The organism is Streptomyces sp. NPDC037421 (assembly GCF_055602105.1).
In genome coordinates, this window is sequence record NZ_JBVJWV010000029.1 from 31480 (window position 1) to 56458 (window position 24979).

The 24979-nt window shown below is 73.7% G+C and carries 20 protein-coding genes; 10 read left to right on the forward strand and 10 right to left on the reverse strand.

What is annotated here, in order from left to right:
* Positions 1-8: 8 nt before the first annotated feature.
* From ACZ7IF_RS30595 to ACZ7IF_RS30605, 3 genes are all read left to right on the forward strand, one after another.
* Complete coding sequence (locus tag ACZ7IF_RS30595) at positions 9-1154, forward strand: alpha/beta hydrolase (RefSeq protein ID WP_470977969.1); 1146 nt, start codon at positions 9-11, stop codon at positions 1152-1154.
* 210 nt (positions 1155-1364) lie between these two features.
* Entirely contained in the window at positions 1365-2450 is a 1086-nt protein-coding gene (locus tag ACZ7IF_RS30600; RefSeq protein ID WP_470977970.1) for an alpha/beta hydrolase, read from the forward strand.
* An 8-nt stretch (positions 2451-2458) separates the two neighbouring features.
* Entirely contained in the window at positions 2459-3238 is a 780-nt protein-coding gene (locus ACZ7IF_RS30605) for a trypsin-like serine peptidase (RefSeq protein WP_470977973.1), read from the forward strand.
* 6 nt (positions 3239-3244) lie between these two features.
* Here ACZ7IF_RS30605 and ACZ7IF_RS30610 read toward each other — a convergent pair whose 3' ends face one another.
* The 3 genes from ACZ7IF_RS30610 to ACZ7IF_RS30620 are packed head-to-tail and all read right to left on the reverse strand — an operon-like array spanning position 3245 to position 6206.
* On the reverse strand, positions 3245-4189 hold the full coding sequence (locus tag ACZ7IF_RS30610) for an EamA family transporter (RefSeq protein WP_470977976.1): 945 nt from the start codon (positions 4187-4189) through the stop codon (positions 3245-3247).
* Positions 4190-4233: 44 nt separating this feature from the next.
* The gene (locus tag ACZ7IF_RS30615) at positions 4234-5052 is read right to left on the reverse strand and encodes an isocitrate lyase/PEP mutase family protein (protein WP_470977979.1); all 819 of its coding nucleotides are present in this window, start codon (positions 5050-5052) and stop codon (positions 4234-4236) included.
* 50 nt (positions 5053-5102) lie between these two features.
* On the reverse strand, positions 5103-6206 hold the full coding sequence (locus ACZ7IF_RS30620) for a pyridoxal-phosphate dependent enzyme (protein WP_470977982.1): 1104 nt from the start codon (positions 6204-6206) through the stop codon (positions 5103-5105).
* 233 nt (positions 6207-6439) lie between these two features.
* Between ACZ7IF_RS30620 and ACZ7IF_RS30625 the strand changes: the two genes are divergently transcribed.
* The 7 genes from ACZ7IF_RS30625 (at position 6440) to ACZ7IF_RS30655 (ending at position 14649) form a co-directional block, all read left to right on the forward strand.
* On the forward strand, positions 6440-8014 hold the full coding sequence (locus ACZ7IF_RS30625) for a S8 family peptidase (RefSeq protein WP_470977985.1): 1575 nt from the start codon (positions 6440-6442) through the stop codon (positions 8012-8014).
* A gap of 174 nt (positions 8015-8188) precedes the next feature.
* Positions 8189-9352, forward strand: coding sequence for a DUF4190 domain-containing protein (locus ACZ7IF_RS30630; protein ID WP_470977987.1), 1164 nt, complete (start codon positions 8189-8191; stop codon positions 9350-9352).
* A 137-nt stretch (positions 9353-9489) separates the two neighbouring features.
* On the forward strand, positions 9490-10242 hold the full coding sequence (locus ACZ7IF_RS30635) for a GntR family transcriptional regulator (protein ID WP_470977990.1): 753 nt from the start codon (positions 9490-9492) through the stop codon (positions 10240-10242).
* 298 nt (positions 10243-10540) lie between these two features.
* Positions 10541-10735, forward strand: a complete 195-nt coding sequence (locus tag ACZ7IF_RS30640; protein ID WP_125598320.1) for an SPOR domain-containing protein — start codon at positions 10541-10543, stop codon at positions 10733-10735.
* Between the two features lie 32 nt (positions 10736-10767).
* Positions 10768-11175: a (deoxy)nucleoside triphosphate pyrophosphohydrolase gene (locus tag ACZ7IF_RS30645; RefSeq protein WP_470977993.1), complete on the forward strand. Its 408-nt coding sequence runs from the start codon at positions 10768-10770 to the stop codon at positions 11173-11175.
* 226 nt (positions 11176-11401) lie between these two features.
* On the forward strand, positions 11402-11830 hold the full coding sequence (locus tag ACZ7IF_RS30650; protein ID WP_470978098.1) for an ATP-binding protein: 429 nt from the start codon (positions 11402-11404) through the stop codon (positions 11828-11830).
* Positions 11831-12012: 182 nt separating this feature from the next.
* A complete protein-coding gene (locus ACZ7IF_RS30655; RefSeq protein WP_470978100.1) occupies positions 12013-14649 on the forward strand; it encodes a SpoIIE family protein phosphatase in 2637 nt (878 codons plus the stop codon).
* Between the two features lie 7 nt (positions 14650-14656).
* Here ACZ7IF_RS30655 and ACZ7IF_RS30660 read toward each other — a convergent pair whose 3' ends face one another.
* The 7 genes from ACZ7IF_RS30660 to ACZ7IF_RS30690 form a co-directional block, all read right to left on the reverse strand.
* The gene (locus ACZ7IF_RS30660; RefSeq protein WP_470977995.1) at positions 14657-15373 is read right to left on the reverse strand and encodes a PspA/IM30 family protein; all 717 of its coding nucleotides are present in this window, start codon (positions 15371-15373) and stop codon (positions 14657-14659) included.
* A gap of 36 nt (positions 15374-15409) precedes the next feature.
* Positions 15410-17503 carry a TPM domain-containing protein gene (locus ACZ7IF_RS30665; protein WP_470977996.1) on the reverse strand — a complete coding sequence of 698 codons (2094 nt, stop codon included), beginning with the start codon at positions 17501-17503 and terminating at the stop codon, positions 15410-15412.
* Positions 17504-17795: 292 nt separating this feature from the next.
* Entirely contained in the window at positions 17796-20804 is a 3009-nt protein-coding gene (locus ACZ7IF_RS30670) for a protein kinase domain-containing protein (protein ID WP_470977999.1), read from the reverse strand.
* Positions 20805-20849: 45 nt separating this feature from the next.
* Positions 20850-21632, reverse strand: coding sequence for a succinate dehydrogenase/fumarate reductase iron-sulfur subunit (locus tag ACZ7IF_RS30675; protein WP_470978002.1), 783 nt, complete (start codon positions 21630-21632; stop codon positions 20850-20852).
* Positions 21629-23542 (reverse strand): fumarate reductase/succinate dehydrogenase flavoprotein subunit, encoded by a 1914-nt coding sequence (locus ACZ7IF_RS30680; RefSeq protein ID WP_470978005.1) that lies wholly within the window; start codon positions 23540-23542, stop codon positions 21629-21631. The genes ACZ7IF_RS30675 and ACZ7IF_RS30680 overlap by 4 nt, the downstream gene beginning before the upstream one ends.
* A gap of 1 nt (position 23543) precedes the next feature.
* Positions 23544-24368 carry a hypothetical protein gene (locus ACZ7IF_RS30685; RefSeq protein WP_470978008.1) on the reverse strand — a complete coding sequence of 275 codons (825 nt, stop codon included), beginning with the start codon at positions 24366-24368 and terminating at the stop codon, positions 23544-23546.
* A 100-nt stretch (positions 24369-24468) separates the two neighbouring features.
* Positions 24469-24693: a hypothetical protein gene (locus ACZ7IF_RS30690; protein ID WP_470978010.1), complete on the reverse strand. Its 225-nt coding sequence runs from the start codon at positions 24691-24693 to the stop codon at positions 24469-24471.
* Positions 24694-24979: the final 286 nt, after the last annotated feature.

A 24979-nucleotide genomic window follows, 5' to 3' on the forward strand; every position in this document is an offset into this window, starting at 1 on the left:
CGAAGTCCGTGCACGAGTACCCGCAGCAGTCGTCCGGCCCCGAGCCCGAGCGGGGGCAGGGCCGCAGGAAGTCCCGGCGCGCGATGTGGACCGGCGCGGGCGTCGCCTGCGCGCTGCTCCTCGGCGGGGGCGGCTTCGTCGCCTACGAGAAGGACTGGTTCTCCGGCAACGGCGAGGCCGTCAGCTTCGGCACGCCCAGCCCGCCCGCGGCCGGCGGCACGGACTCCGGCGGCGTCTCCGGCGGCGGCGCGAAGCAGGCGGAGCCCTCCGCCCCGCCCAAGCCCAGCGGCGACCCGGACGTGCAGATGCCGGCCGGCCCGAAGTCCGACTTCAAGCAGACCACCAGGCTCGACGACGGCACGGTCGTCGCCAAGACCCGCCTGGCCGGCGCCAAGTCCGGGTTCGAGGGCGACGTCTGGGTCTGGGCCCCCAAGGAGTACGACGACCCGAAGTACGCCAAGAGCGCCTTCCCGGTCCTCATCGCCCTCCCCGGCGGCAACGGCTTCCCCACCAACTACTGGGCCGACCGCAGCCTCGGCCTCCAGAAGGCCGTGTCCGAGGGCGTCCAGGCCGGCACCAGCCTGCCCTTCGTCCTGGTCATGCCCGTGCTCAACCCGGACAACAAGTACTACTACGACGGCGCCGACATACCCGGCCAGCCCAAGATGGGCACCTGGATCGCCGAGGACGTCCCGGACTTCGCCCGCGCCAACTTCCGTACGTACAAGTCCCGCGACGGCTGGGCCTTCATGGGCTCCTCCTCGGGCGCCTTCGTCGGCATGAAGACGGTCCTCCAGCACCCGGACAAGTTCAAGGCCGTGATCGCCAGCGGCGGAGAGATCACCCCCGACTCCCCGCTCTGGAAGGGCCACCAGGCGGAGATGGACGCCAACAACCCCGAGAAGCTCGCCGAGAAGCTGATCGCGAGCGGCGGCCCGGACGTCTACATCAACTTCCAGGTCGGCACGAAGGAGTCCGGCAAGGACCGGATGACGAAGTTCGTGCAGCAGTACGGCAACGGCCCGGTCAAGACGACCATCCGCGACATCCAGAACGGCGAGCACAACGGCTGGCACTACGTGCGCGGCATGAAGGAAGGCTCGCTGGAGTGGGTCAGCAAGGTGCTGAAGGGCCCCAGGCCCGAGGCCGGCTGACCGGGGCCCGTACGTTCGAACACCTCCCGTTCCCGCAGGCAGGACCCGCCCCCCGGCCCGTCGCCGGACTCCGCCACGTGGCCCTCGCCACGTCGCCCCGGTCCCAGGCAACCCATACGGTCGTTCACACCTCTGTACAGGTGTTAAGGGGGACCAATCGGTCCGACCCGCGCCCAACCAGGGCGCCGGAGAAGGAACGGGAACAAATCAGTGCAGTATGACCACCAAGGCGACGGCGGCCCCACGACCAAGGGCGGCCGTCGCCCCCGGCGCCCGCGCAGGCGCCAGATCCTGATCGGCGGCGGACTCGCGCTCGCCCTCGCCGCCGGGGGCGGCGCGGCGTACAAGGCGGGCCTCTTCTCGGACATGGGGGATCCGGTCTCCTTCGGCAAGATCCAGGAGTCGGCCGCCGCCGAGGACATCCGCCCGGGGGTGCTGATGCCCACCGGCCCCAAGGCCGAGTTCACCCGCACGAGCCGGCTGCCGGACGGCACGCAGATCGCGATGACCACCCTGACCGGCCAGAAGTCCGGCTTCACGGGCGACGTGTGGGTGTGGGTGCCCAAGGAGTACGACGAACCGAAGTACGCCAAGAGCGCCTTCCCCGTGCTGATCTCCCTGCCCGGCGGCCGCGGCTACCCCAAGAACTACTGGGGCACCGGTCCCGGCCTCGGGCTCCAGCAGGCCGTGATCGACGGGGTCAAGGCGGGCACCAGCCTGCCCTTCATCCTCGTCATGCCGGTGATCAACGCGGACACCAAGCACCACTTCGACGGATCGGACATCCCCGGCCAGCCGAAGATGGGCACCTGGATGGCCGATGACATCCCGGATTTCACGAAGGCCAATTTCCGCACCTTCACCTCCCGCGACGGCTGGGCCTTCATGGGTTCCTCCTCGGGCGGCTTCGGTGCCTTCAAGCACGTCCTGAAGTACCCCGAGCGCTTCAAGGCGGTCATCGCCAGCGGCGTCGACTTCGTCCCCGACTCCCCGCTGTGGAGGGGGAACCGGCAGGCCATGGACGAGAACAACCCCGAGAAGCTCGCCGAGAAGCTGATCAGGGAGGGTGGTCCGGAGGTCTGGATCAACTTCCAGATCGGCACCAAGGAGAGCGGCCGCGACCTGGCCGAGCGGTTCATGCGCGAGTACGGCAGGGGCCCCGTGCACACCCGGCTCCAGGTGATCCAGGATGGTGAGCACAACGGGAAGTCGTACGTACGCGGAATGAGGGAGGGCTCCCTGGAGTGGATCAGCAAGGTGATGCAGGGACCGACACCCGACCCCGCCGTGCGATGAGCCCGGCGGTGAAGGGGGCCACGGCGGCCGCCGCCGCGGGGATCGCGATGGTGTGCGCCGTCGCGTTCCTCAAGGCGCCCGGCGAGCGCCCGGTGCACCCCTTCCCCACCGTCGGCGTGCTCATGGCCAACGGGGAGCACTGGTGCACGGCGAGCGTGGTCGACAGCCCCAGGGGCAACGTCGTCGCGACCGCCGCCCACTGCGTCGCCCCGGCGGGCGAGGACGGAGTGCCCGGCGAGGTCGCCCACGACGGCCTCGCCATCGGCGAGCTCTCCTTCGCGCCCGCCTTCTCCGGGGAGGGCTCCGGCACCCAGCCCCTCGGCATGTGGAAGGTCCGCTCGATCCACGTCGACGAACGCTGGACGAAGTGGGGCGACGACACCGCCGACTTCGCCTTCCTCACCATCGAGCCCGACGAGGACGGCCGCAGCGTGCAGGACGCCGTCGGCGGCAAGGGCGAGGCGCCCGTGCCCGACTGGACCTCCGGGTACGAGCGCGAGGTCACCGTCGTCGGCTACCCGGAGTCCGAGCACAACCCGCAGAACAAGCCGGTGTCCTGCACCACCCAGACCCGCCACGACCTCGACGACCCCGACATGCTGTACATCAGCTGCTCGGGCTTCTGGACCGGCACCAGCGGCAGCCCCTGGATCGCCGACCGCGGCGGCACGGGGCAGCCCGGCCGGCTGATCGGGGTGCTCAGCGGCGGGGACACGGACGTGGACTCCACGGCCGCGCTGTACGACGAGAAGGCCAAGGCCCTGTACGAGCGGGCGGCCAGGGGCTGAGCGGAGCTACTTCTTCCGGCGTTCGGTGCTGACGATCACGCCGACCGCCGCCACCACGATCGCGCCGCCCAGCACGATCGGCAGGGTCAGCGGCTCGTCCAGGATCAGCGCCCCCAGCGCGACGGCCACCACCGGATTGACGTACGCGTACGTGGCCACCAGCGACAGCGGCGCCGCCTGGAGCAGCCACGCGTACGCGGTGAAGCCGACGACCGACCCGATCAGCACGAGGTAGCCCAGGGCCACCCACGAAGAGGTGGAGAAGGAGCCGACGTCCAGGCCGTGCTGTTCGCCGCGCAGCAGCCCCACCACCACACCGGCGACCCCGCCCGCCAGCATCTGGTACGCGGAGCCGGTGAAGGGGTTCTCCGGCATCGGCAGCCGCCCGGCCGAGAACGAGCCCAGCGACCACAGCAGCGCGGCGCCCACCACCAGCAGCACCCCGCCCAGGTGGACGTCCCCGCTCAGCCCCGGGCTGGTCAGCACCGCCAGCCCGGCGAGGCCCACCAGCACCCCGGCCAGGGTGCGCAGCGGCGGCCGGTCCCCGGTGGCCGCCCGCAGCACCACCACCCACATCGGCACCGACGCGACCAGCAGCGCGGCCAGCCCGGACGGGATGGAGGTCTCGGCCAGCACCACCAGGCCGTTGCCGCCGAGGATCAGCAGCAGGCCGACCAGCACCACCGAGCGGGCCTGCGCGGCCGTGATCCTGAGCGCGGCCGGCCCGTACCGCCAGGCGACGATGCCGGCCAGCACCAGGCCGGCGGTGATGAAGCGGGCCCCCGCGGACAGGAAGGGCGGCATGGTCTGGACGACGATCCGGATGCCGAGGTAGGTCGAGCCCCAGACCACGTACACGAGCGCGAGCGCGAACCACACGGCCCCGGTGGTCCTGCGGCGGGACGTGTCCGTCGCCGCGCCCGTGCTGTCTATCGGAGTCGAGGTACCCATGGCCGGATCCTACGGTCGGTGCCGCATGCACGCTTCTCGATTTCTCAGCCCTTGAGCAGGGCGTTCAGCTCCCCGTACGGCAGGGCCCCGGCGAGGGAGCCGTACGTGCCGCCGGCCAGCAGTTCCTCGGTGGCGCGGCGGACCACGGCGTACGCGGCCTCGGCCACCCAGGAGCCGAGGCTGACGCGGGCCACGCCGAGGGCACCGAGCTCGGCGACGGAAGGGGCGTCCGGGCCGACGAGGACGTTGAGCGGGCCGCCGATGCCCTTGGCGAGCTCCGCGACGGTGGCCGGGTCGGTGACGCCGGGCACGAAGACGCCGGTGGCGCCTGCTGCGAGGTAGGCGGCGGCGCGGGCGAGCGTCTCGTCGAGGCGGGCGGAACTCTCGCCGAGGCCGAAGAGGTACGTGTCCACGCGGGCGTTGATGTACAGCGGGACCCCGGCCGCGTCGGCGGCGGCCCGGGCCGCGGCGAGGCGCTCCGCGTGCTCGGCGGGGGCGCGGCGGCCGTCCTCGATGTTGATGCCGACCGCCCCGGCGGCCAGGACCCCGGTGACGGTCTCGCCGACCCCGGCGGCGTCGGTGGCGAAGCCGCCCTCGATGTCGGCGGTGACGGGCACGGAGACGGCCGAGACCACCCGGGCGATCAGCTCCAGCGCCCGCTCCCGCGCGAGCGCGTCCCCGTCGGGCGCCCCGAGCGACCAGGCGACCCCGGCACTGGTGGTGGCGACGGCCGCCGCCCCGGCCGCCTCGACGAGCCGGGCACTGGCGACGTCCCAGGCGTTGGCGAGGGCGAGGGGGGCGGCGGGGGTGTGCAGCGCGGTGAAGGCGGTGGCCTGGGCGGCGCGGTCAACGTTGGTGGTCATGAGGCAAGTTGATCAGACCGGGCCCCGTCCGGCTGGCGGTTTTCCGACACCTACCCCGCCTTCGCGCCCGCGCCGCACAGGGGGATGACCGCCGTGCGGCCGCGGAGGGGGTCGCCGGGGGCGGTGGGGGCCACCGCCGCCCAGCACGCCGCCGCCGTCGGCTCCACGAACAGGCCGCGCCGCGCCAGGTCCCGCTGCGCCTCGCGCAGCCGGTCGTCCGGGACCGTGACGAAGGTGCCGCCGGACTTGCGGACCGCCGCCAGGATCTGCCGGGCCCGCGGCGGGGCCGGGATCGCGATGCCCTCCGCCGCCGTCGGCAGCTGCGGCACCGCCGCGGCGTCCTCGGCGCCGGCCGCGAAGGCCGCCGCCAGCGGGGACACCGCCTCCGCCTGCACCCCGATCAGCGCGGGCGGCCGTACCCCGTGCCGGGCCAGCTCCTCCACCGCCAGCGCGGCGCCCAGCAGCAGGGTGCCGTTGCCGACCGGTACGACCAGCGCCTCCGGCAGCCGCCCGCCGAGGGCCTCCCAGATCTCGTACGCGTACGTCTTGGTGCCGTGCAGGAAGTACGGGTTGAAGACGTGGCTGGCGTAGAAGACCCCCGGCTCGTCCGCCGCCGTCCGCGCGGCCCGCGCCGTGGCCTCGCGGCCGCCCGCGACCACGCGTACGGCCGCCCCGTGCGCCCGCATCTGCTCCGTCTTCTTCTCCGAGGTGCCCTCCGGCACGAAAACTTCACAACTCAGCCCGGCCCGCGCGCAGTACGCCGCCACGGACGTCCCCGCGTTGCCGCTGCTGTCGGCGATCACCCGCTCCGGGGCCAGCCGCCGGGCCAGTTCGGCGAGCATGACCGCGCCCCGGTCCTTGAAGGACAGCGTCGGCATCAGGAAGTCGAGCTTGGCGTGAATCCGCTCCGCCAGCGGCACCAGCGGGGTGTGCCCCTCCGAGAGCGAGACCGAGAACGCCCCCGGCAGCGGCAGCGCGGGCGCGTACCGCCACAGCGAGTGGGGTCCCGCCGCCGGTTCGAGGGGGATGGCCGGATCGGGTGTGAAGTCGAGGTCCCAGGGGCCGCCGCACAGGGGGCAGCACCACGGCGCGGTCCGCACGTCCGCGCGCGTGCCGTCCTCGGGGCAGACGTAACCAGGAAGTGCGTGCGTCATGTGCTGAGCACCTTTGCTCGTTCATGGCCGTTGTATGCCACGGATGTTACGCGTCCGTTGTGCGTCCGTTGTGCTCTTGTGGGATGGCGCGGGGGTGGGTCAACCTTTCGGGGACGACGGCCCGTTGGGGCGGGATTCGTTGTCATGGACATGCTTAAAACAAGTTCTTCCGCGTGTCCGCGCACCGTCGCTCGGCACCCGCAAAAACCACCCCTACGAGGAGGACCCCCCACATGTCCGTGATGCGTCACACCCGCCGGAGGATCGCCGGCGTCAGCGCGACCGCCGTCGTGGCCCTCGCGCTCGGCGCGGCCGCCGCCCTACCCGCCTCCGCGGCCGACGGCGGCCCCCAGGGCGTCATCGAGAACGCCGGCGTCGCCGGGGCCGTCCCCGGCAGCTACATCGTGACCCTGAAGGACTCCGCCGCCCGCTCGACCGCGGACAGCGGCAAGGCCGTCGCCAAGCGGTACGGCGCGAAGATCGACCGGACCTACAGCGCGGCCCTCAACGGCTACTCGGTCGAGGTCTCCGAGGCGCAGGCCAGAAAGCTCGCCGCCGACCCGGCGGTCCAGTCCGTCGTGCAGAACCGCACCTTCACCGTCGACGCCACCCAGCCCAACCCGCCGTCCTGGGGCCTGGACCGCATCGACCAGCGGGCCCTCCCGCTGGACCAGAGCTACACCTACCCCGACAAGGCGGGTGAGGGCGTCACCGCGTACATCATCGACACCGGCGTCCGCAAGACGCACCAGGACTTCGGCGGCCGCGCCTCCGACGGCTACGACGCCGTCGACAACGACAACACCGCCCAGGACGGCCACGGCCACGGCACGCACGTCGCCGGCACCGTCGCCGGCGGTGCGTACGGCGTGGCCAAGAAGGCGAAGATCGTCGGCGTCCGCGTCCTCGACAACAACGGCTCCGGCACGACGGCCCAGGTGGTCGCCGGCATCGACTGGGTCACCCGCAACGCCGTCAAGCCGGCCGTGGCCAACATGTCGCTCGGCGGCGGCGCGGACTCCGCGCTCGACACCGCCGTGCGCAACTCCATAGCCGCCGGCATCACCTACGGCGTCGCGGCCGGCAACGAGTCCACGGACGCCTCCAGCAAGTCCCCGGCGCGCGTGGCCGAGGCCATCACCGTCGGCTCGACCACCAACACCGACGCGAAGTCCAGCTTCTCCAACTACGGCAGCATCCTGGACATCTTCGCGCCGGGCTCCTCCATCACCTCCGCCTGGGGCACCGGGGACACCGCGACGAACACCATCTCGGGCACCTCGATGGCCACCCCGCACGTCGTCGGCGCGGCGGCCCTCTACCTCTCGCAGAACCCGGCGAGCACCCCGGCGCAGGTCCGCGACGGCCTCGTCGCGGCGGCCACCCCGAACGTGGTGACCAGCCCCGGCACCGGATCCCCCAACCGCCTGCTGAACGTGGGCGCGAGCACCACGCCGCCGAACCCGGGCACCAAGTTCGAGAACACCGCCGACTACGCGGTCAACGACAACGCCACCGTCGAGTCGCCGGTCACCGTCAGCGGGATCTCCGGCAACGCCCCGGCCGCGCTGAACGTCTCGGTCGACATCAAGCACACCTACATCGGCGACCTGAAGGTCGACCTCGTCGCCCCCGACGGCACGCTCTACAACCTGCACAACCGCAGCGGCGGCAGCGCCGACAACATCATCCGCTCCTACTCGGTCAACGCCTCGTCCGAGGTGGCCAACGGGGTGTGGAAGCTGCGGGTGAACGACAACGCCAACATCGACACCGGCAAGATCGACTCCTGGGCGCTGCAGTTCTGACGCCCCTGAAGCCGGGCACGGCACCGAGGTCCTCCGCCCGGGCGACCGGGTGGCGAGGGGCGCGATAACAGGCTGGATCGCGCGATGAACGCGGGGGCGACCGACTAGTCGGTCGCCCCCGCTGCGTACTATTTCGCGCATTCGTTCGCGCCGCCCCGATGGAGCACTCACCCTGTGAGCACCCCGCCCCCGCAACATCCCCCCGCCGGCCCGGGCCACTCCTGGCCCCCGCCGTCGCCGCCGCCGGTGTGGGGACCGCCGCCCGCGTACGGGCACCCGCCCGCGCTCAACGGATTCGCGCTGGCCTCCCTGCTGGTCGGGCTGCTGTGCTTCCCGCCGCTCGGGATCGTCTTCGGCGTCGTGGCGCTGGTGCAGATCGCGCGCAAGGGGGAGCGGGGCCGCGCCCTGGCCGTCGTGGGCCTGGTGGTCTCGCTGCTGACGACCGCGGTCCTGGTCACCGGTGTCACCCGGTACGCGGAGCACTTCACCGGCGCGCTGGCCGGGGCGCGGGAGCCGGAGGAGGTCGAGGGCCAGCTGACGGGGATGGACGAGCTGCGCGTGGGCGACTGCTTCAACGTCCCCGGCGGCGACCTCCTGGACGAGGCCCGCTTCACCTACCGGGTCGGCTGCGACCGGGTGCACGACGCCGAGGTGACGTCCGCGACGACGCTCGGGCCGGGCGCCTACCCCAGCAAGGGGTGGCTGAAGGTGACCGCCACGGACACCTGCTGGAAGGCGCAGGACGCGTACGCGATGGACTCGTGGGCGCTGCCCGGGTACGCGGAGATGTTCTACTTCACCCCCTCGCCGGAGAGCTGGCAGACCGGCGACCGGCGGCTCCTGTGCCTCATCGGCACGTCGACGGAGGAGCACAAGGGCAGTCTGCGCAAGGATGCGGGCATGCTGACGCCCGACCAGGTGACCCTGCTGAGCGCACTGAACACGGTGGACCAGGCGCTGGGGCGCGCCCCCGACCGGGACCTCGACGAGGCGCTGCCCGAGCACCAGAAGTGGGCGCGGGGCGTGGACGAGGCGCTGGCGGCGGAGGAGCGGATGCTCCAGGGCGTCACCTCGCGCCAGGGCGCGGGCCCGGCGGCGGGCGCCCAGCTCAAGGAGGTCGCCGCCGCGCGCAGGGAGTGGCAGCGGGCGGCCCGGGCGACCCGGCCGGCCGACTTCCAGCGGGCGTGGGACGCTGCGCTGGCGGCGCTGTCGGTGGAGACGGAGAAGGCGCTGCGCGGGTCGTACGGGCTCTCGACGCGGGTGCCGGAGTGGCTGGAGCCGGGTCCGGGCGGGCCGGGGGCGGGGTCCGGGCGGGGGCCTTCGTCGGAGTCCGTCTGAGGTCCTGTGGGTAACGCGCGGTAAGGGGTTTGAGTGACCTGGGTTCATCACATCGAGTGAAACTCTGGCCCGTGCTTGCGCTGCTCAACCGTCGGTTGCCAGGGTGTAGCTGTCTGTCAACCTGATGGGAGTGGCTCGTGACTTTCGGTGAGCAGCCGGCCTATCTCCGCGTCGCCGGGGATCTGCGACGGAAGATCGTCGATGGCTCCCTGCCCCCGCACGCCCGGCTCCCTTCCCAGGCCCGGATCCGCGAGGAGTACGGGGTGTCCGACACCGTGGCGCTGGAGGCGCGCAAGGTCCTCATGGCCGAGGGGCTGGTGGAGGGCCGCTCCGGGTCGGGCACGTACGTGCGCGAGCAGCCCGTGCCCCGCCGGGTCGCCCGCTCCGGCTACCGCTCGTCCGGGGCCTCGACGCCGTTCCGCCAGGAGCAGGCGGAGGCGGGCACGCGCGGCACGTGGGAGTCCAGCAGCGAGCAGACGGCCGCGCCGGACCGGATCGCGGAGCGCCTCGGCATCGAGCCGGGGGACCGGGTCATGCGCACCCGGTACGTCTTCCGCGACGCGGGGGAGGCCATGATGCTCTCCACCTCCTGGGAGCCGCTGGCCGTGACCGGCCGGACCCCGGTGATGCTTCCGGAGGAGGGGCCCCTGGGCGGCTCGGGGGTGGTGGACCGGATGGCCGCCATCGACGTGGTCGTGGACAACGTCGTCGAGGAGGTCGGGGCCCGCCCGGGCCTGGCCGAGGAGATCATGTCGCTGGGCGGGGTCCCGGGGCACGTGGTGCTGGTGGTGAGCCGTACGTACTTCGCGTCGGGCCGCGCCGTGGAGACCGCGGACGTGGTCGTGCCGGCGGACCGCTACCGCCTCTCGTACCACCTGCCTGTCCGGTAACAGGGCACGCGCGGGGTTTTCAGCCGTTTCGCAAGGGTCCGGGGCGCACCCCGGACCCTTGTTCGAGTCGCGCCCGGAGGGCGCGGCCGCCGCTCCCACGTCGCCCACCCGCCGGTGCGCTCCGTGCGCCGGGTCCGGACCGGCGCGCACGGCCCGCTCGTACGCCTGGCCGGATGCGTACGCCCCCCAGGTACCTCTTCGTGAAAAACCGTATCCGCTCAGTAAAGGTCGGGCGTAAGCTCGGGCATATGCGCAATGCGGTTTCCTGGGCAGGTACAGCGGCGGAGGGTGAAGCGCGATGACCGACAGCGGTGCCCTGCTTCCATGGCTGGTCATACGTCAGGACGACAACGGCAACCGCTACCGGGTGGGGCGCTACCCCACCCGGGCCGAGGCCCAGAAGGTCGTCGACAGCCTCGACGACCGGGGACACAAGCAGCTCTACTGGGTCGAGCGGATCGGACAGGAAAGCCAGACCGCCACCACCAACTGAATCGGCTGAAGGCGCTGGCATAGGCTCCGTCCATGACTGTACGAGTGGTCGTGGGCGGAGCCCTCTGTCATGACGGGCGCCTGCTGGCCGCCCGGCGCAGCGCGCCGCCCGAGCTGGCCGGCCGGTGGGAGCTCCCGGGCGGCAAGGCCGAGCCGGGCGAGACCGTGCCCGAGGCGCTGGTGCGCGAACTTCGCGAGGAGCTCGGCGTGGAGACCGAGGCGCTGGAGCGGATCCCGGGTGAGTGGCAGCTGAAGCCCGGCCTGGTCCTGCACGTGTGGACCGCCCGGCTGGTCTCGGGGGAGCCCGAGCCGCTGGAGGACCACGACGAGCTGCGCTGGCTCGCCCCGCACGAGCTGGACTCGGTGGACTGGCTCGACCAGGACCGGCCCTTCGTCGAGGAGGCCGCCCGCCGGCTGCGTGCCGGAGCGGGCGCGGGGTAGGAGCGGGGCGGGCCGCGGGGAAGGCGGCGGGGCGGGCGCCGAGTCGCACGGCGGGGCGCACCGGGGCGCGTGACGCTCCCGCTCTAGGCCGTCTGCGCCACAGTGCGCCGGTGCGTGGGGGATCGGGTGGTACGGCGCCCCAAATATCGGGTATGTCGCTATTAGTCCCTGTCTCGTCCCCCTTTCGTCCCGACGAACCTGACTGGGGTCGCTGGTGGCCCGGGAAGTGATCGGCGTGATCGACACAGACGGTGAATGCGCCGAGTGGGCCTTTCCCGCCGAGCCCGGTGCCGTCCGCACCGCACGCCACGCCGTGCGCGGCACCCTCCGCTCCTGGGGCCTGGAATCCGTCGGCGATGTGACCGTCCTGCTGGTCAGCGAGCTGGTCACCAACTCCCTGCGGTACGCGTCCGGCCCGATCGGGGTCCGCCTGGTACGGCGCAATCCGGCCGCGCCGGACCTGGCCGGCGGCCCGGCCCTGCTCGTGGAGGTCTCCGATCCGCTTCCGGATCCGCCCCGCGAGCGCGTAGCGCAGCCGGACGACGAAGGAGGGCGCGGCCTGCACCTCGTCGCCGTCTCCGCGCGCCGCTGGGGGACCCGGCACGGGAAGACGGGGAAAACCGTGTGGTTCGAGTTGGCTCTTCCTGGTGAGTAACAAGGAGAAGGGCGGCAGTGGGTCTCCCGGACGGCGTCTGGGGAGACCACCGGACATGGCCGGAAAACAACGGGACCCTTTTGTGATCGTGAACGCCGTGCCGTACGGGGCCGTGGTGCTGAATACTTCGGTCATGGCCGGTCCGGTTGCGGTGAGCTGGAGGGGACGGTCGCGTGAGCGAGATACCTGCGCAGACACATCAGGCCCGTGTGCCCGGGGAGCCTTTGCACGACTCCCTGTGGCACAGCAGTCCGCCTGGCTCGATATACGACTACATAAAGGTCGCCTCCTTCTCGATCGGCCCTGACGGGCTCATCGACCAGTGGAGCCTGCGCGCCGAAGAACTGTTCGGGCTCGGCGCCGCGCAAGCCGTCGGGCGCGATCCGGTCGAGGCCTTCATGCCGCCCGAGCTGCGCGAGGGCGGGCACCGCAAGGTCGCCGAGATCCTCGACGGCAAGGAGTGGACCGGCCTGATCCCCTTCCGCATCCCGGGCGGCAAGGGGGCCCACGGGGTGGCCGAGATCTATGTGATGCCCACCCAGACCGAGAGCGCCGAGCGGGCCGCACTGTGCGTCGTCGTCGACGTACGCGCGCTGCGCCGCATCGAATCCGACCTCGCCGCATCACAGGCCATATTCGGTCAATCTCCCTTCGGGTTCCTGCTCTTCGGCACCGACCTCACCGTGCAGCGGGCCAACCGGCGCTTCGCGACCGTCTTCGGAGGAGCGGTCGAGGAGCACCGCGGCCGGACCGTGCACGACTACCTGCCGCCCCACGAGGCCGACCGGATGGCCGAAGCCCTGCGCCGGGTACTGGAGACCGGCGAATCCGTCACCGACCTGCGGATCACCGGCGCCACCCCCCGCAGCCGCGACGACCGCCACTGGTCCATCAACCTCTACCGGGTGCACGACGGCACCGGCCGCCCCATCGGCGTCGCCGGCCTCGGCACCGACGTCACCCGCCGCCACCTCGCCGCCCGCGAGGCCGCCGGGGTCCGCCGCAACCTCGCCCTCCTCAACGAGGCCGGGCACCGCATCGGCAACTCCCTCGACCTGGAGACCACCGCCCGCGAACTCCTCGACGTCACCGTCCCCGGCTTCTGCGACCTGGCCGCCGTCGACCTCTACCAGGGGCTGCTGCTCGGCGACGACGACCGCCCCGCCGGCCGCCCCCTGGGGGCAGCCGGGGGAGGGCCCGGCGTGCCCCCGCTGCCCGGCCAGGGCGCCCACCGCGCCCCCTCCGCGAAACTGCGCAGGGTGGCCTTCGCCTCCGCCGTCTCCGACGCCCCCCTGTCCGGGCCCGGCGCACTGGTCGCCGTGGGGGAGACCCACCGCTACCCCGCCGCCTCCCCCGGGGCGATGGTCCTGCGCACCGCACGGCCCCGGCTGGTCGACGCCGCAGGTCCCGACGACCTCGTCCAGTCCACGCTGATCGTCCCCATGGTCGCCCACGACACCGTGGTCGGCCTCGCCCAGTTCTCCCGTACGAAGGGCAGCGAGCCCTTCGGGGAACGCGACCGGGCCGTCGCCGTGGAACTCGCCGCACGGGCCGCCGTCTGCATCGACAACGCCCGCCTCTACCGGCGCGAGCACGAACGGGCGCTGATCCTCCAGCGCAGCCTGCTCCCGCCCGGCGACCCCGAGGCCGCCGGCCTCGACATCGCCTGCCGCTACCTGCCGGGCAACGCCGCCACCGAGGTCGGCGGCGACTGGTTCGACGTCATCGAACTCCCCGGGCACCGCACCGCCCTCGTCGTCGGCGACGTCATGGGCCGCGGCCTGCGCGCCGCCGTCGCCATGGGCGAACTGCGCACCGCCGTACGCACCCTCGCCCTGCTGGACCTGGAACCGGCCGAGGTGCTCACCGCACTCGACGAGGTCGCCCGCGGCCTCGGCGCCCCCGGAGGGGCCCAGCAGGCCTCGCGCGCCGCCCTGCACTCCCGCGACGCCGACCGCTCCGAGGTCTACCTCGCCACCTGCGTGTACGCCGTCTACGACCCGGTCACCCGGCGCTGCACCATCGCCAACGCTGGCCACATGCCGCCCGTACTCGTCGAACCCGCCGAGGACGGCGCCGGGCCGCGCCCCGGGCTGCTGCTGGAGATCCCGACCGGAATGCCGCTCGGGGTGGGCGGCGAACCTTTCGAGGAGGTCGAGGTCGAACTCCCCGAGGGCGCGCTGCTCGCCCTCTACACCGACGGGCTGGTCGAATCCCGCGACCACCCCCTGGAGGAGGGCCTGCGCGGGCTGCGCGGGGCGGTCGCCGATCCGTCCCGCCCCCTGGAGGAGGTCTGCGACCACGTCCTGAACACCCTCCACACCCGGCACGGCGAGGACGACATCGCCCTGCTCATGGCGCGGGTCCAGGGGCTGCCCGCCGGCGCCGTCGGCGACTGGCAGCTGCCCCGCGAGGCCCGCTCGGTGGGCCGGGCCCGGGAACTGGCCCGGGCCAAGCTGCCCGGCTGGGGCCTGGAAGGCCTGCTCGACACCACGGAACTGCTGGTCAGCGAACTCGTCACCAACGCCCTGCGGTACGGGGAGGGCGAGATCCGGCTGCGGCTGCTGCTGGACCGGACCCTGGTGTGCGAGGTCTGGGACGGCAACCTCGCCCAGCCGAGGCGCCGCCGCGCCCGGGACACCGACGAGGGCGGCCGCGGCCTCCAGCTCGTCGGCCTGCTCTCGGCCGGCTGGGGCACCCGCCGCACCCACCGGGGCAAGACCGTCTGGTTCGAACTCCCGCTCCCGATGCCGGGCGGCACACCGGGAGAGGCGGTCACCGAGCTGTCGGCGGAACAGCTGCTGAGCATGTACGGCTGAGGGGGATTCAAGCCGCCCGCGCCTTGAGGGCGGCCAGGCGGGCTTCGATCTCCGAGGCCTTGCCCAGGTCGTCCAGCGCCTCGAACTGGGAGTCCAGGGAGGAGGCCGCCAGCTCCGACTTGCCCATGGCCATCGCCTCCTCCCGCCGCACCTTCTCCTCGAAGCGGTTCAGGTCGCTCGTCGGGTCCAGCACGTCGATGTTCTTGACCGCGTCCAGCATCGTGTTCTGAGCCCGAGCCGTCTTCACCCGCGACACCAGCTCGTCCCGCTTGGCCTGGAGCTCCGTCAGCTTGTCCTTCATCGAACCCAGGCCCGCCTTGAGCCTGTCGACGACCTCCGTCTGAGCGGCGATCACCGGCTCCGCCGTCGCCGCCTCCTTCTCCGACTGCAACTGCCGGCCCAGGGCCACCTTCGCCAGGTTGTCGAAGCGGTCCGCGTCCGCCGCCGCGCCGGACGCGCGCAGCCCGTCCGCCTTGCGGCTGGCCGCGAGGGCCTTGCCGCCCCACTCGGCGGCGGCGTCCACGTCCTCCTTGTGATCGGCCTCCAGCATCCGCAGGTTGCCGATGGTCGTGGCCACCGCCTGCTCGGCCTCCGAGATGTTGTTCGAGTAGTCGCGGATCAGCTGGTCGAGCATCTTCTGCGGGTCCTCGGCCTGGTCCAGCAGCGCGTTGACGTTGGCCTTCGCGAGCTGGGTGACACGGCCGAGGACGGTCTGCTTGCTCATCGGGGTCCCTCCTGGTGGGGTCTGGTGCCTCGTCGTTCAGAAGCGGCCGCCGCCGCCCATGCGGCCGCGGGTGCCGCCGCCCCCGTAGGAGCCGGGCCCGCCGCCGAACCCGCCCCCGCCGAAGCCGCCTCCGCCGAAGCCGCCTCCGCCGCCGAAGCCGCCCCGGCCCCCGCCGCCCCGGAGGATCTCGCCGAGGATGATCCCGCCGAGTACGGCACCGCCCCGGCCGCCGCCGGCGCGCCGGCCCGCGTACGGGTTCCGGTACGCCCGTACGTCCTCCTCCGCCAGCTGCTGCGCCTGCCGGGCCAGCGAGTCCGCCTGCTGCGCCTCCGCCAGCGCGCCCGCCGGATCCTGGCCGGCCAGCGACGCCGACCGCTCCAGGTGCCGCTGTGCCTCCGCCAGCCGGGTCCGGGCCTGGCTGCCGACCGCGCCCCGGCTGGTGGTCACGTAGTCCGTCGCCGCGCCGATCGCGCTGCGGGCCGACAGCCGGGCCTGGTCCAGCAGCGCCGCCGCCCGCCGCCGCCCCGACTCCTGCTCCCGCGCCCCCGCCAGGGCCTCGTCCAGGGCCGCGTCCGCCTCCTCGACCCGGCGCAGCGCGTCGATCGGGTCGTACCGGCCGGCCGCCAGCTCCCGCCGCACGTCGGCCAGTACGGACTCGGCCCGGCCGATCCGGCCCCGCAGGTCGCCCGTGGCGGAGCCCGCCTGGGTACCGGTGAGCAGGCCGCGCGCGTCGGCGAGGTCCGTCTCCGTCTCGGTGAGCGCGCCCGGCAGCTTCCCGGCCGCCTCCGCCAGCTCCTGCGCCCGCCGCTCGACAGCGTCCACCAGGGTCGCCGCCTGGTCCACCGCCCCCTCGGCGGCCCGTACGTGCACGGCGGCCCGGCCGTTGTCCCCGGCACCGAGGGCGGCCCGCGCCTCACCGAGGCTGGTCGTCGCGAAGAGCAGCCGGTCCTCGGCCTGCTCCGGGTTGGAGGCCACCGGCGCGGCCGCGGAGTCCGCGTAGCGGCCCGCCAGCGCGGTGAGGGTCGCCCGGGCGGTCGTCGTCCGGCCGGTCAGCGCACGGAAGTGCGCCTCCACCGTGGCCAGGGCCTGCGAGGCGTTCTTCTCCAGGTCCCGCAGCCGGTCGAAGTCCGCCGACTCGGCGTCGAGCCTGCGGTTCGCCTCCGCGCAGCGGGCCACGATCTCCTCCAGCATCCGCCGCCGGGCCGCGTCGTCCTCCGGGTAGGCGTCGTCCAGCTGCTGGCGCAGCCGGAACGCGTGCGTCAGCTCGTCCTTGGCGTGCGCCACCGCCGCGGTGAAGGTGCCGACCGCGTCATCGCCGAACTGCGCGGTGGCGAAGCCGAGCTCCTCGGTGCTGGTGCGGACGGCGTCGTCGGTCTCCACGAGCAGGGCCTTCGCCCTGGCGTCGAGCTCGGGCAGCGGGGTGGGCTCGGCCCGCGCCCCGTCCCAGCCGGCGTGGGCGGTGGTGGTGCCCCGGCCCGTCCCGTCGCGCTTCCTGCGGCGCCGGTACGCGTACGCCCCGAGCGCCCCGGCCGCGCCGACGGCGACCACCGGCAGCACGAAGTCCCCGGCTCCGCTCGCCCCTTCCGGCGCGCCGCCGGGGTCGGCGGTGCCGGGGGTGACGGCGGGCACGGGCACCGGCTTTCCGCCGAGCACGGCGTCGTAGCCGTTCGCCGCGCCGATGGCGGCACCCGCCCAGTCGTTCTGGCGCAGGGCGGGCTCGATGGCGGTACGGGCGACGTCCGCGAGCTGCGCCTCGGTGAAACCGGAGTCCACATCGGCCGAATAGGCGTACTGCCGGTCGCCGGTGGCCACCGCGAGCAGGACGTCGTCCTGGCCGAGGCCGTTCTTCTGGGCGGTGGCGTCGGCCCAGCTCTGCGCGGCACGGCCGGAGAAGTCGCGGACGTACGCCACGAAGAGCTGGACCTTCCGGTCGGCGTAGAGCCGGTCGAGGGCGGCGGCCACGGCGGGCCCCCGGTCGCCGAGGGCGCCGACGCGGTCGGTGACCTGCCCCTGCCGCGAGAGCGTGACGGGATCCTCGGCGCGGGCCGGCGCCGGCGGCCCGCCGAGGGCGAGCAGCACGGCGGCGATGAGCAGGGCCCGGAGGGCGGCGGTGCCTCTCAGCGGATACACATCTGGGAGGCTATGGGCCCCTGTGCGCCCCCGCACCTGGAAGTCCGGCCGCGCCCGTCCGGTGGCCCGTCCGCGGGTGGTCGCCGCTGCGCGGTGCCGTCCCCTGCCCGCCCTTCCTCCGTTCCCGCCTCAACCGCCGGCGCGGCTCCAGGATCCCGGGGCTCCGCCCCGGACCGCGACGGGGGCACCTCCCAGCGGTAGCCGGGGGAGGAAGGGTGGAAGGGCGGGCAGGGGACTCCGCTCCGCGCAGCGGCCCCCCACCCGCAGCCGACCCACCGGTCCGAAGCCCGCGTCAGGAGGAAAGCAGCGGCACGCCCGTCAGGGACGGGTGGGGGAGGACCAGGGCGTCGGACGCGACCAGCGGGGACGGGCCGTCGGCCGGGTGGTCCCAGTGGCCGCGCGGTTTGCCCGTGGTGACGTCCAGGCCCGTCACGAACGGCAGGGCCGTGCGCCCCAGCAGCCCCCGCCGCCCGCCGTGGGAGGACCTCACGTACAGCACCCCGCGCCGCACCCCCAGCAGCTCCAGCACGCACGCCGTGCCCTCCCGACGCGTCACCGGCCGCTGCCACCGCACCGCGCCGCTCTCCGCGTCGAGGGCGAACACCACGTCCCAGCCCTGCTCCGAGCGGTACGCGGCCACGTACACCACCCCGTCCTCGACGAGCAGCCCCGCCGCCGGCGCCCCCGGCTCGAAGCGCCACAGCTCGTAGCCCTTGCGCCGGTCCAGGCCGCGCAGGACACCGCCGTCCAGCACGTGCACCGGCCCGCCCGGCAGGTGGTCGGGGGCGGGCCGCGCGGCGGCGTCGTAGCCGCGCGGCCACGACCACAGCGGGGTCCCGCTCGGCAGGTGCAGCGCCCGCAGCCGGCCGCCGTCCCCGAGGACCAGGCACTCGCCCGCGACGGTCAACGCCGCCCCGCCCGGCAGCGGATGCCGCCACACCGGTTCCCCGGCGGCCTTGTCCAGGGCGGTCAGCTCGCCCTCCGCCGCGTGCAGCACCAGCCCCGGCGCCGGGGTCAGCGACGCCGGCTCCGCCAGTTCCCGCCACCACCGCACCCGCCCGTCCGCCGGATCCCGGACCACCAGCCGCCCGCGCGACCCGCCGCCCGACCCCACGACCACGCACACGGTGTCCGCGTCGGCCGCGCACCACACCCGCTCCGGCTCCGGCAGCGGCCGGGCCCGCACCCCCTCGTCGGCGTAGGCCGTCCAGCGCCCGGCCCCCGTCGCGGCGCCCACGCAGCCCACCTCGGCCCCCGCCGTCCACACCACCCGCTCCCCGGCGGCGTACAGCGCGTCCGGCCGGTCCCCGGTGTGCCAGCCCGCCGACGGCCGGGATCCGGCCGCGTCGGGGCGCAGCGTCACCCCGCGCGGGGGCGGCGTGCCGGGGTCCGCCGCGGCGGACGCCAGCCAGGGCGCTCCCGCCGTGCAGTCCCGGGCGATCCAGGCCAGCTCCCGGCCCCGCTCGGCGGGTTCGCCGAGCCCCCGCGCCGCGGCCGCCCGCTCCCGGGCGACGGCCGGATCCAGCACGGACCGGTGGCCCTGCGCGCTCAGGTCCCGGGCGGCGTCCAGGGCGGCGCGGGCCGCGTCCTGCTCCTCGTCCCCGGTGTCGGCCAGCGCCTGTTCCGCCAGGGCCAGTGCCTCGGCCGCGCCCGCCCGGTCCCCGACGGCGGACCGTTCGCCCGCCACCCGGCACAGCGCCCGAACCCGGGCCCCGCCGCCCGGGATCCGCGCGGCCAGCCGGAGCGCGGCGGCCAGGTCCTGCCGGGCGACGGCGGTGACGGCCTTGGACTCGGTGGCCGCCCGGACCACCGGGCTCTGGATCAGGGACAGGTACCCCTCGGCCCGGGGGAGGTCGGCCGGGGCGCTCGCCAGTACGGCCCGCGCCAGTACGGCCTCCTCCGCCGAGCTGCCGGCGAGGTAGCGCCGGGCCAGCCGGACCCCGCGTTCGGGGGCGACCGCCGCGAGTTCCTCCGCGACCTTGCGCAGCCGGGCCGTCCGCTTCGGGTCGGGCACCGTGAAGAGGGCCTGCTGCGCGTCGGTCAGCACCCGTTCGGTGCGGGCGGGGGCGTCCCGCGAGATCCGCCGGGCCAGCCCGGTCAGCAGAGCGGCCACCCGGGCGCCGTCGCCGTCCCCGTCGGTCCAGGCCCAGAGCTCGGCGTCCGCCAGCAGCCGGCCCGCGAGGCCCGCGTCGAAGCGCGCCGCGGCCTCCGCCGCCAGGGCGAGCCCCTCGGTGCGCGCCTCCCCGGCTCCGGGCGGCAGGGAGGTCAGCGTCTCCTCGGCCTCCAGCAGCAGTTCCCGTACGAACTCCCGTACCGGGGCGGGAACGACACCCGCCTCCGGCTCGGCCCTCGGCCCCGGCTCGGCCCGCGGCCGCGGCTCCCGCGGCGCGTCGTCCGCGACGGGATCCGCACCCGCACCCGCACCCGCACCCCGCACCCCGCCGGAGCCCTCCTCCGGAACCCCGCCGTCCAGCCCCCGCAGTGCCCCCGCCACCCACTGCGCCGAAACCGGCCGGTCCCGCGGGTCCTTCGCCAGCAGGGCCAGCACCAGCCGGCCGAGCTCCCCGGACATCCCCGGTACCTCCAGCGGCGCCGGCGCGTCCTCCACGTGGCGGCGCATCAGGACGTACATCGGCTCCGCCGACCCGAAGGGCGGCTCCCCGCTCAGCAGGGCGTACAGCACGCACCCCAGCGCGTACAGGTCGCAGCGGGCGTCCACGTGCTCGCCGCGCCACTGCTCGGGCGCCATGTACGGCGGGGTGCCGAACATCCGCCCGGTCACCGTCCAGCCGGCCGTGGCGTCGGCGGAGTGGGCTATGCCGAAGTCGCAGATCTTGAGGCGGCCGCCGGGCAGCAGGAAGAGGTTCTGGGGCTTCAGGTCCCGGTGGACCACGGCCTGTTCGTGCGCGGCGGCCAGGGCATCCGCCGTCTGCGCGGCCAGCCCGACCGCCTCGGCCACCGGCAGTCCGCCGGGGGAACGGGCCAGCCGCGCCCCCAGGTCCTCCCCGGAGAGCAGCTCCATCACGATGAACAGCCGCCCCTCGTGCTGCCCCACGTCGTGCACGACGGTGATGCCCGGGTGCTGGAGGCGCGCCCCGATGGTGGCCTCCCGCCGGAACCGGGCGATCAGTTCGTCGTTGGTCGCCGCGTCCAGCAGCACCTTGACCGCCACGGCCCGGTGCAGGGCCTGGTCGTGGCCGCGCCACACCTCGCCCATGCCGCCGGCGCCGAGCCGCTGGTCCAGCCGGTACCGGTCCGCCAGTACTTCCCCCACCCGCACCGCGAAGCCCCCTGAGATCACGTCGTCCGACGGTCATCCAGGGGGCATTGTCCACCGCCGAGTGAACTAACGGGGGTCGGAAGCCGAACGGCGCCGGATCTTGTTCCCCAGCCACACCAGGGGGTCGTACTTGCGGTCCACGGCCCGCTCCTTCAGCGGGATCAGGGCGTTGTCGGTGATCTTGATGCCCTCGGGGCAGACCTCCGTGCAGCACTTGGTGATGTTGCAGTAGCCCAGCCCGTGTTCCTCCTGGGCGGTGCGCTTGCGGTCCAGGCCGGAGTCCGCGGCCGCGTCCAGCGGGTGCATGTCCAGCTCGGCGACCCGCATCAGGAAGCGGGGGCCGGCGAAGGCGGTCTTGTTCTCCTCGTGGTCGCGCACCACGTGGCAGGTGTCCTGGCACAGGAAGCACTCGATGCACTTGCGGAACTCCTGCGAGCGTTCCACGTCCACCTGCTGCATCCGGTAGTCGCCCGCCGCGACCCCCGGCGGGGGCACGAAGGCCGGGACCTCGCGGGCCTTGGCGTAGTTGAAGGACACGTCCGTGACCAGGTCGCGGATCACCGGGAAGGCGCGCAGCGGGGTGATCGTGACGGTCTCGTCCCGCCCGAAGACGGACATCCGCGTCATGCACATCAGCCGCGGCCGGCCGTTGATCTCCGCGCTGCACGAGCCGCACTTGCCCGCCTTGCAGTTCCAGCGGACCGCGAGGTCGGACGCCTGGGTCGCCTGGAGCCGGTGCACGATGTCCAGGACCACCTCGCCGTCGTGCACCTCGACGGTGAAGTCCCGCAGCTCGCCGCCCTCCGCGTCGCCCCGCCAGACCCGGAAGCGTGCGTCGTATGTGGTCACCCGTACAGCTCCTCTTCGGCGAGGTACTTGGCCAGCTCTTCCTTCTCGAAGAGCGCGAGCAGGTCGGGGCGGATCGGCTCGGTACGGACCCGCTCCAGCGCGATCCGCGCCGCGGCGGGATCGGCGGGGGCCGGATCCACGGGGCGGCACAGCAGGTTGACCGGCCGCCACTGCCGTTCCATCGCCGGGCAGTCCTCGCGGGTGTGCCCGCCCCGGCTCTCGGTGCGCTCCAGTGCGGCGCGGGCCACGCACTCGCTGACCAGCAGCATGTTGCGCAGGTCCAGCGCCAGGTGCCAGCCCGGGTTGAACTGCCGGTGCCCCTCGACCCCGGCGCGGGCCGCCCGTACGCGCAGGGCCGCCAGCCGCTCCAGGGCCTCGGCCATCTCGCCCTCGCGGCGGATGATGCCGACCAGGTCGTTCATCGCGGTCTGGAGCTCCTGGTGGAGGGTGTACGGGTTCTCCGCGCCCTCGTCGGCGTGGAACGGGGCGAGCGCCTCGGCGGCCGCTCCGTCGATCTGCTGCTGCGAGACCGCGGGGCGCTGTCCCGGCACCGCCGCGTACCCGGCCGCGTGCTCCGCCGCGTGCAGCCCGGCCCGCCGGCCGAAGACCAGCAGGTCGGAGAGGGAATTGCCGCCGAGCCGGTTCGAGCCGTGCATGCCGCCCGCGACCTCGCCGGCGGCGAACAGGCCCGGTACGCCGACGGTGGCGGCGGTGTCGGAGTCGACCGCGATCCCGCCCATCACGTAGTGGCAGGTCGGGCCGACCTCCATGGGCTCGGCGGTGATGTCCACGTCCGCCAGCTCCTTGAACTGGTGGTACATGGAGGGCAGCCGGCGTTTGATCTTCTCGGCCGGCATCCGGGTGGACACGTCGAGGAAGACCCCGCCGTGCGGGGAGCCGCGGCCGGCCTTCACCTCCGCGTTGATGGCGCGGGCCACCTCGTCGCGGGGCAGCAGCTCGGGCGGGCGCCGGTTGTGGTCCGGGTCCTCGTACCAGCGGTCGCCCTCCTCCTCCGACTCGGCGTACTTCTCCTTGAAGACGTCCGGGACGTAGCCGAACATGAACCGCTCGCCCTCGGAGTTGCGCAGCACCCCGCCGTCGCCGCGCACGGATTCGGTGACGAGGATCCCCTTCACCGAGGGCGGCCAGACCATGCCGGTGGGGTGGAACTGGACGAACTCCATGTTCAGCAGCGGGGCGCCGGCGAGCAGGGCCAGCGCGTGACCGTCGCCGGTGTACTCCCAGGAGTTGGAGGTGGTCTTGAAGGACTTGCCGATCCCGCCCGTGGCCAGCACCACCGCCGGGGCCTCCAGGACGAAGAAGCGGCCGGTCTCGCGCTCGTAGCAGAAGGCGCCCGAGACCTTCTCCCCGTCCTTCAGGACCCTGGTGACCGTGCACTCCTGGAAGACCTTGAGCCGGGCCTCGTGGTCCCCGTACTCCTTGAAGTCCTCCTGCTGGAGCTGGACGATCTTCTGCTGGAGGGTGCGGATCAGCTCCAGGCCCGTCCGGTCGCCGACGTGCGCGAGGCGCGGGTACTCGTGCCCGCCGAAGTTGCGCTGGGAGATCCGCCCGTCGGGCGTGCGGTCGAAGAGGGCGCCCCAGGTCTCCAGCTCCCAGACCCGGTCCGGGGCCTCCTTGGCGTGCAGTTCGGCCATCCGCCACTGGTTGAGGAACTTGCCGCCGCGCATGGTGTCGCGGAAGTGGACCTGCCAGTTGTCGCCCTCGTTGACGTTGCCCATGGAGGCGGCGATCCCGCCCTCCGCCATCACCGTGTGGGCCTTGCCGAAGAGGGACTTGCAGATCACCGCCGTACGGGCGCCGCGCTCGCGGGCCTCGATCGCGGCCCGCAGCCCGGCACCGCCCGCGCCGACCACGACCACGTCCCACTGCTGCCGTTCCACTTGAGCCATCTCAGAAGATCCTCGGGTCGGTGATGGTGCCGCTGGCCAGCAGGTACACGTAGAAGTCGCACAGGGCCACGCTGATCAGGGAAGCCCACGCGAGCTGCATGTGGCGGGCGTTGAGCCGGCTGACCCAGCCCCACAGGCGGTAGCGCACCGGGTGCCGGGAGAAGTGCTTGAGGCGGCCGCCCATGATGTGCCGGCAGGAGTGGCAGGACAGCGTGTAGGCCCAGATCAGCACGATGTTGGCCAGGAATACCAGCGTGCCCAGCCCCATGTGGCCCCAGGCGTAGTGCTCGTCGCGGAAGGTCAGCACGGTGTCGTACGTGAGGATGCCCGCGACCGGGACCGCCGCGTAGAAGAAGTACCGGTGCAGGTTCTGCAGGATCAGCGGGAAGCGGGTCTCACCCGTGTACGAGGCGTGCGGCTCGGCGACGGCGCAGGCGGGCGGCGAGGCCCAGAAGCCCCGGTAGTAGGCCTTGCGGTAGTAGTAGCAGGTCAGCCGGAAGCCGAGCGGGAAGACCAGGATCAGCAGGGCGGGGGACAGGCCCCACCAGCTGCCGAACAGGTCGAGGTTGGGGCCGCCGCGCATGGTCTGGCAGTTCTCCGCCAGGCAGGGGGAGTAGAAGGGGGAGACGTACGGGGCCGCGTAGTAGTGGTCGTTGGCGAAGGCCCGCCAGGTCGAGTACGCGATGAAGGCGAGCAGCCCGGCCGCGGTGCCGGCGGGCGACAGCCACCACCGGTCGGTGCGAAGGTGCCGGGCCGCGATCGCGGCCCGCGAGGGGCCGTGGACCCCGCCGGGCCGCTGCTGGGGTGGTTCCGTGCCTGTGGCCAAAGGGAACTCCGGGTGGAGTGGTCGAGGGGTGGCCCAGGAGGCCCGGCCGCCGGAGCGGCCGGGCCAGATGGGGGTGCTGCGCGCGGACGGGCGGCGGGCTCTAGGGGGCGCGGCGGTCGCGGGCGCCGAGGCCCTCGTCGTCGGTGTCCGTCCACAGCGTGTTGTCGTACGGCGTGTCCGGGATGGTCACCATCCTGGATTTCTCCGGCGGCCTGGAGCCGGCGGCCGGGGCCTGCCGGGCGACGTCCTTCTCCAGCTGCTCCACCGAGCGGACCAGCTCGTCGAGACTGCGCCGTACGGCGGTCAGATCGTCTTGCAGGGACATGACTTGCCCTCACTTCCGCAGGGTGCGGTGGCAACGCTCACGGGCGCCTGCGAGTGTCGCGCCTCACGTCCCCGGTTGTGAAGGGACGTGCAGCGATTCCGGGCGCGCAGGCGCAAACCGTGCGCCCCTCCCTGCCCCCATTTTCATCCCTCGAACGAGGGAACGCGCGCCTGGGCGCGGAGCGCGGCGGAGGCCGGGGGCGGGGGGCGCGTCCGGGGGCGCAAGCCGGATTGGTCCGCACGGGTGGGGTTCGCGGCGTGGCGAGGGGCCGCTGCGGAGGACGCGG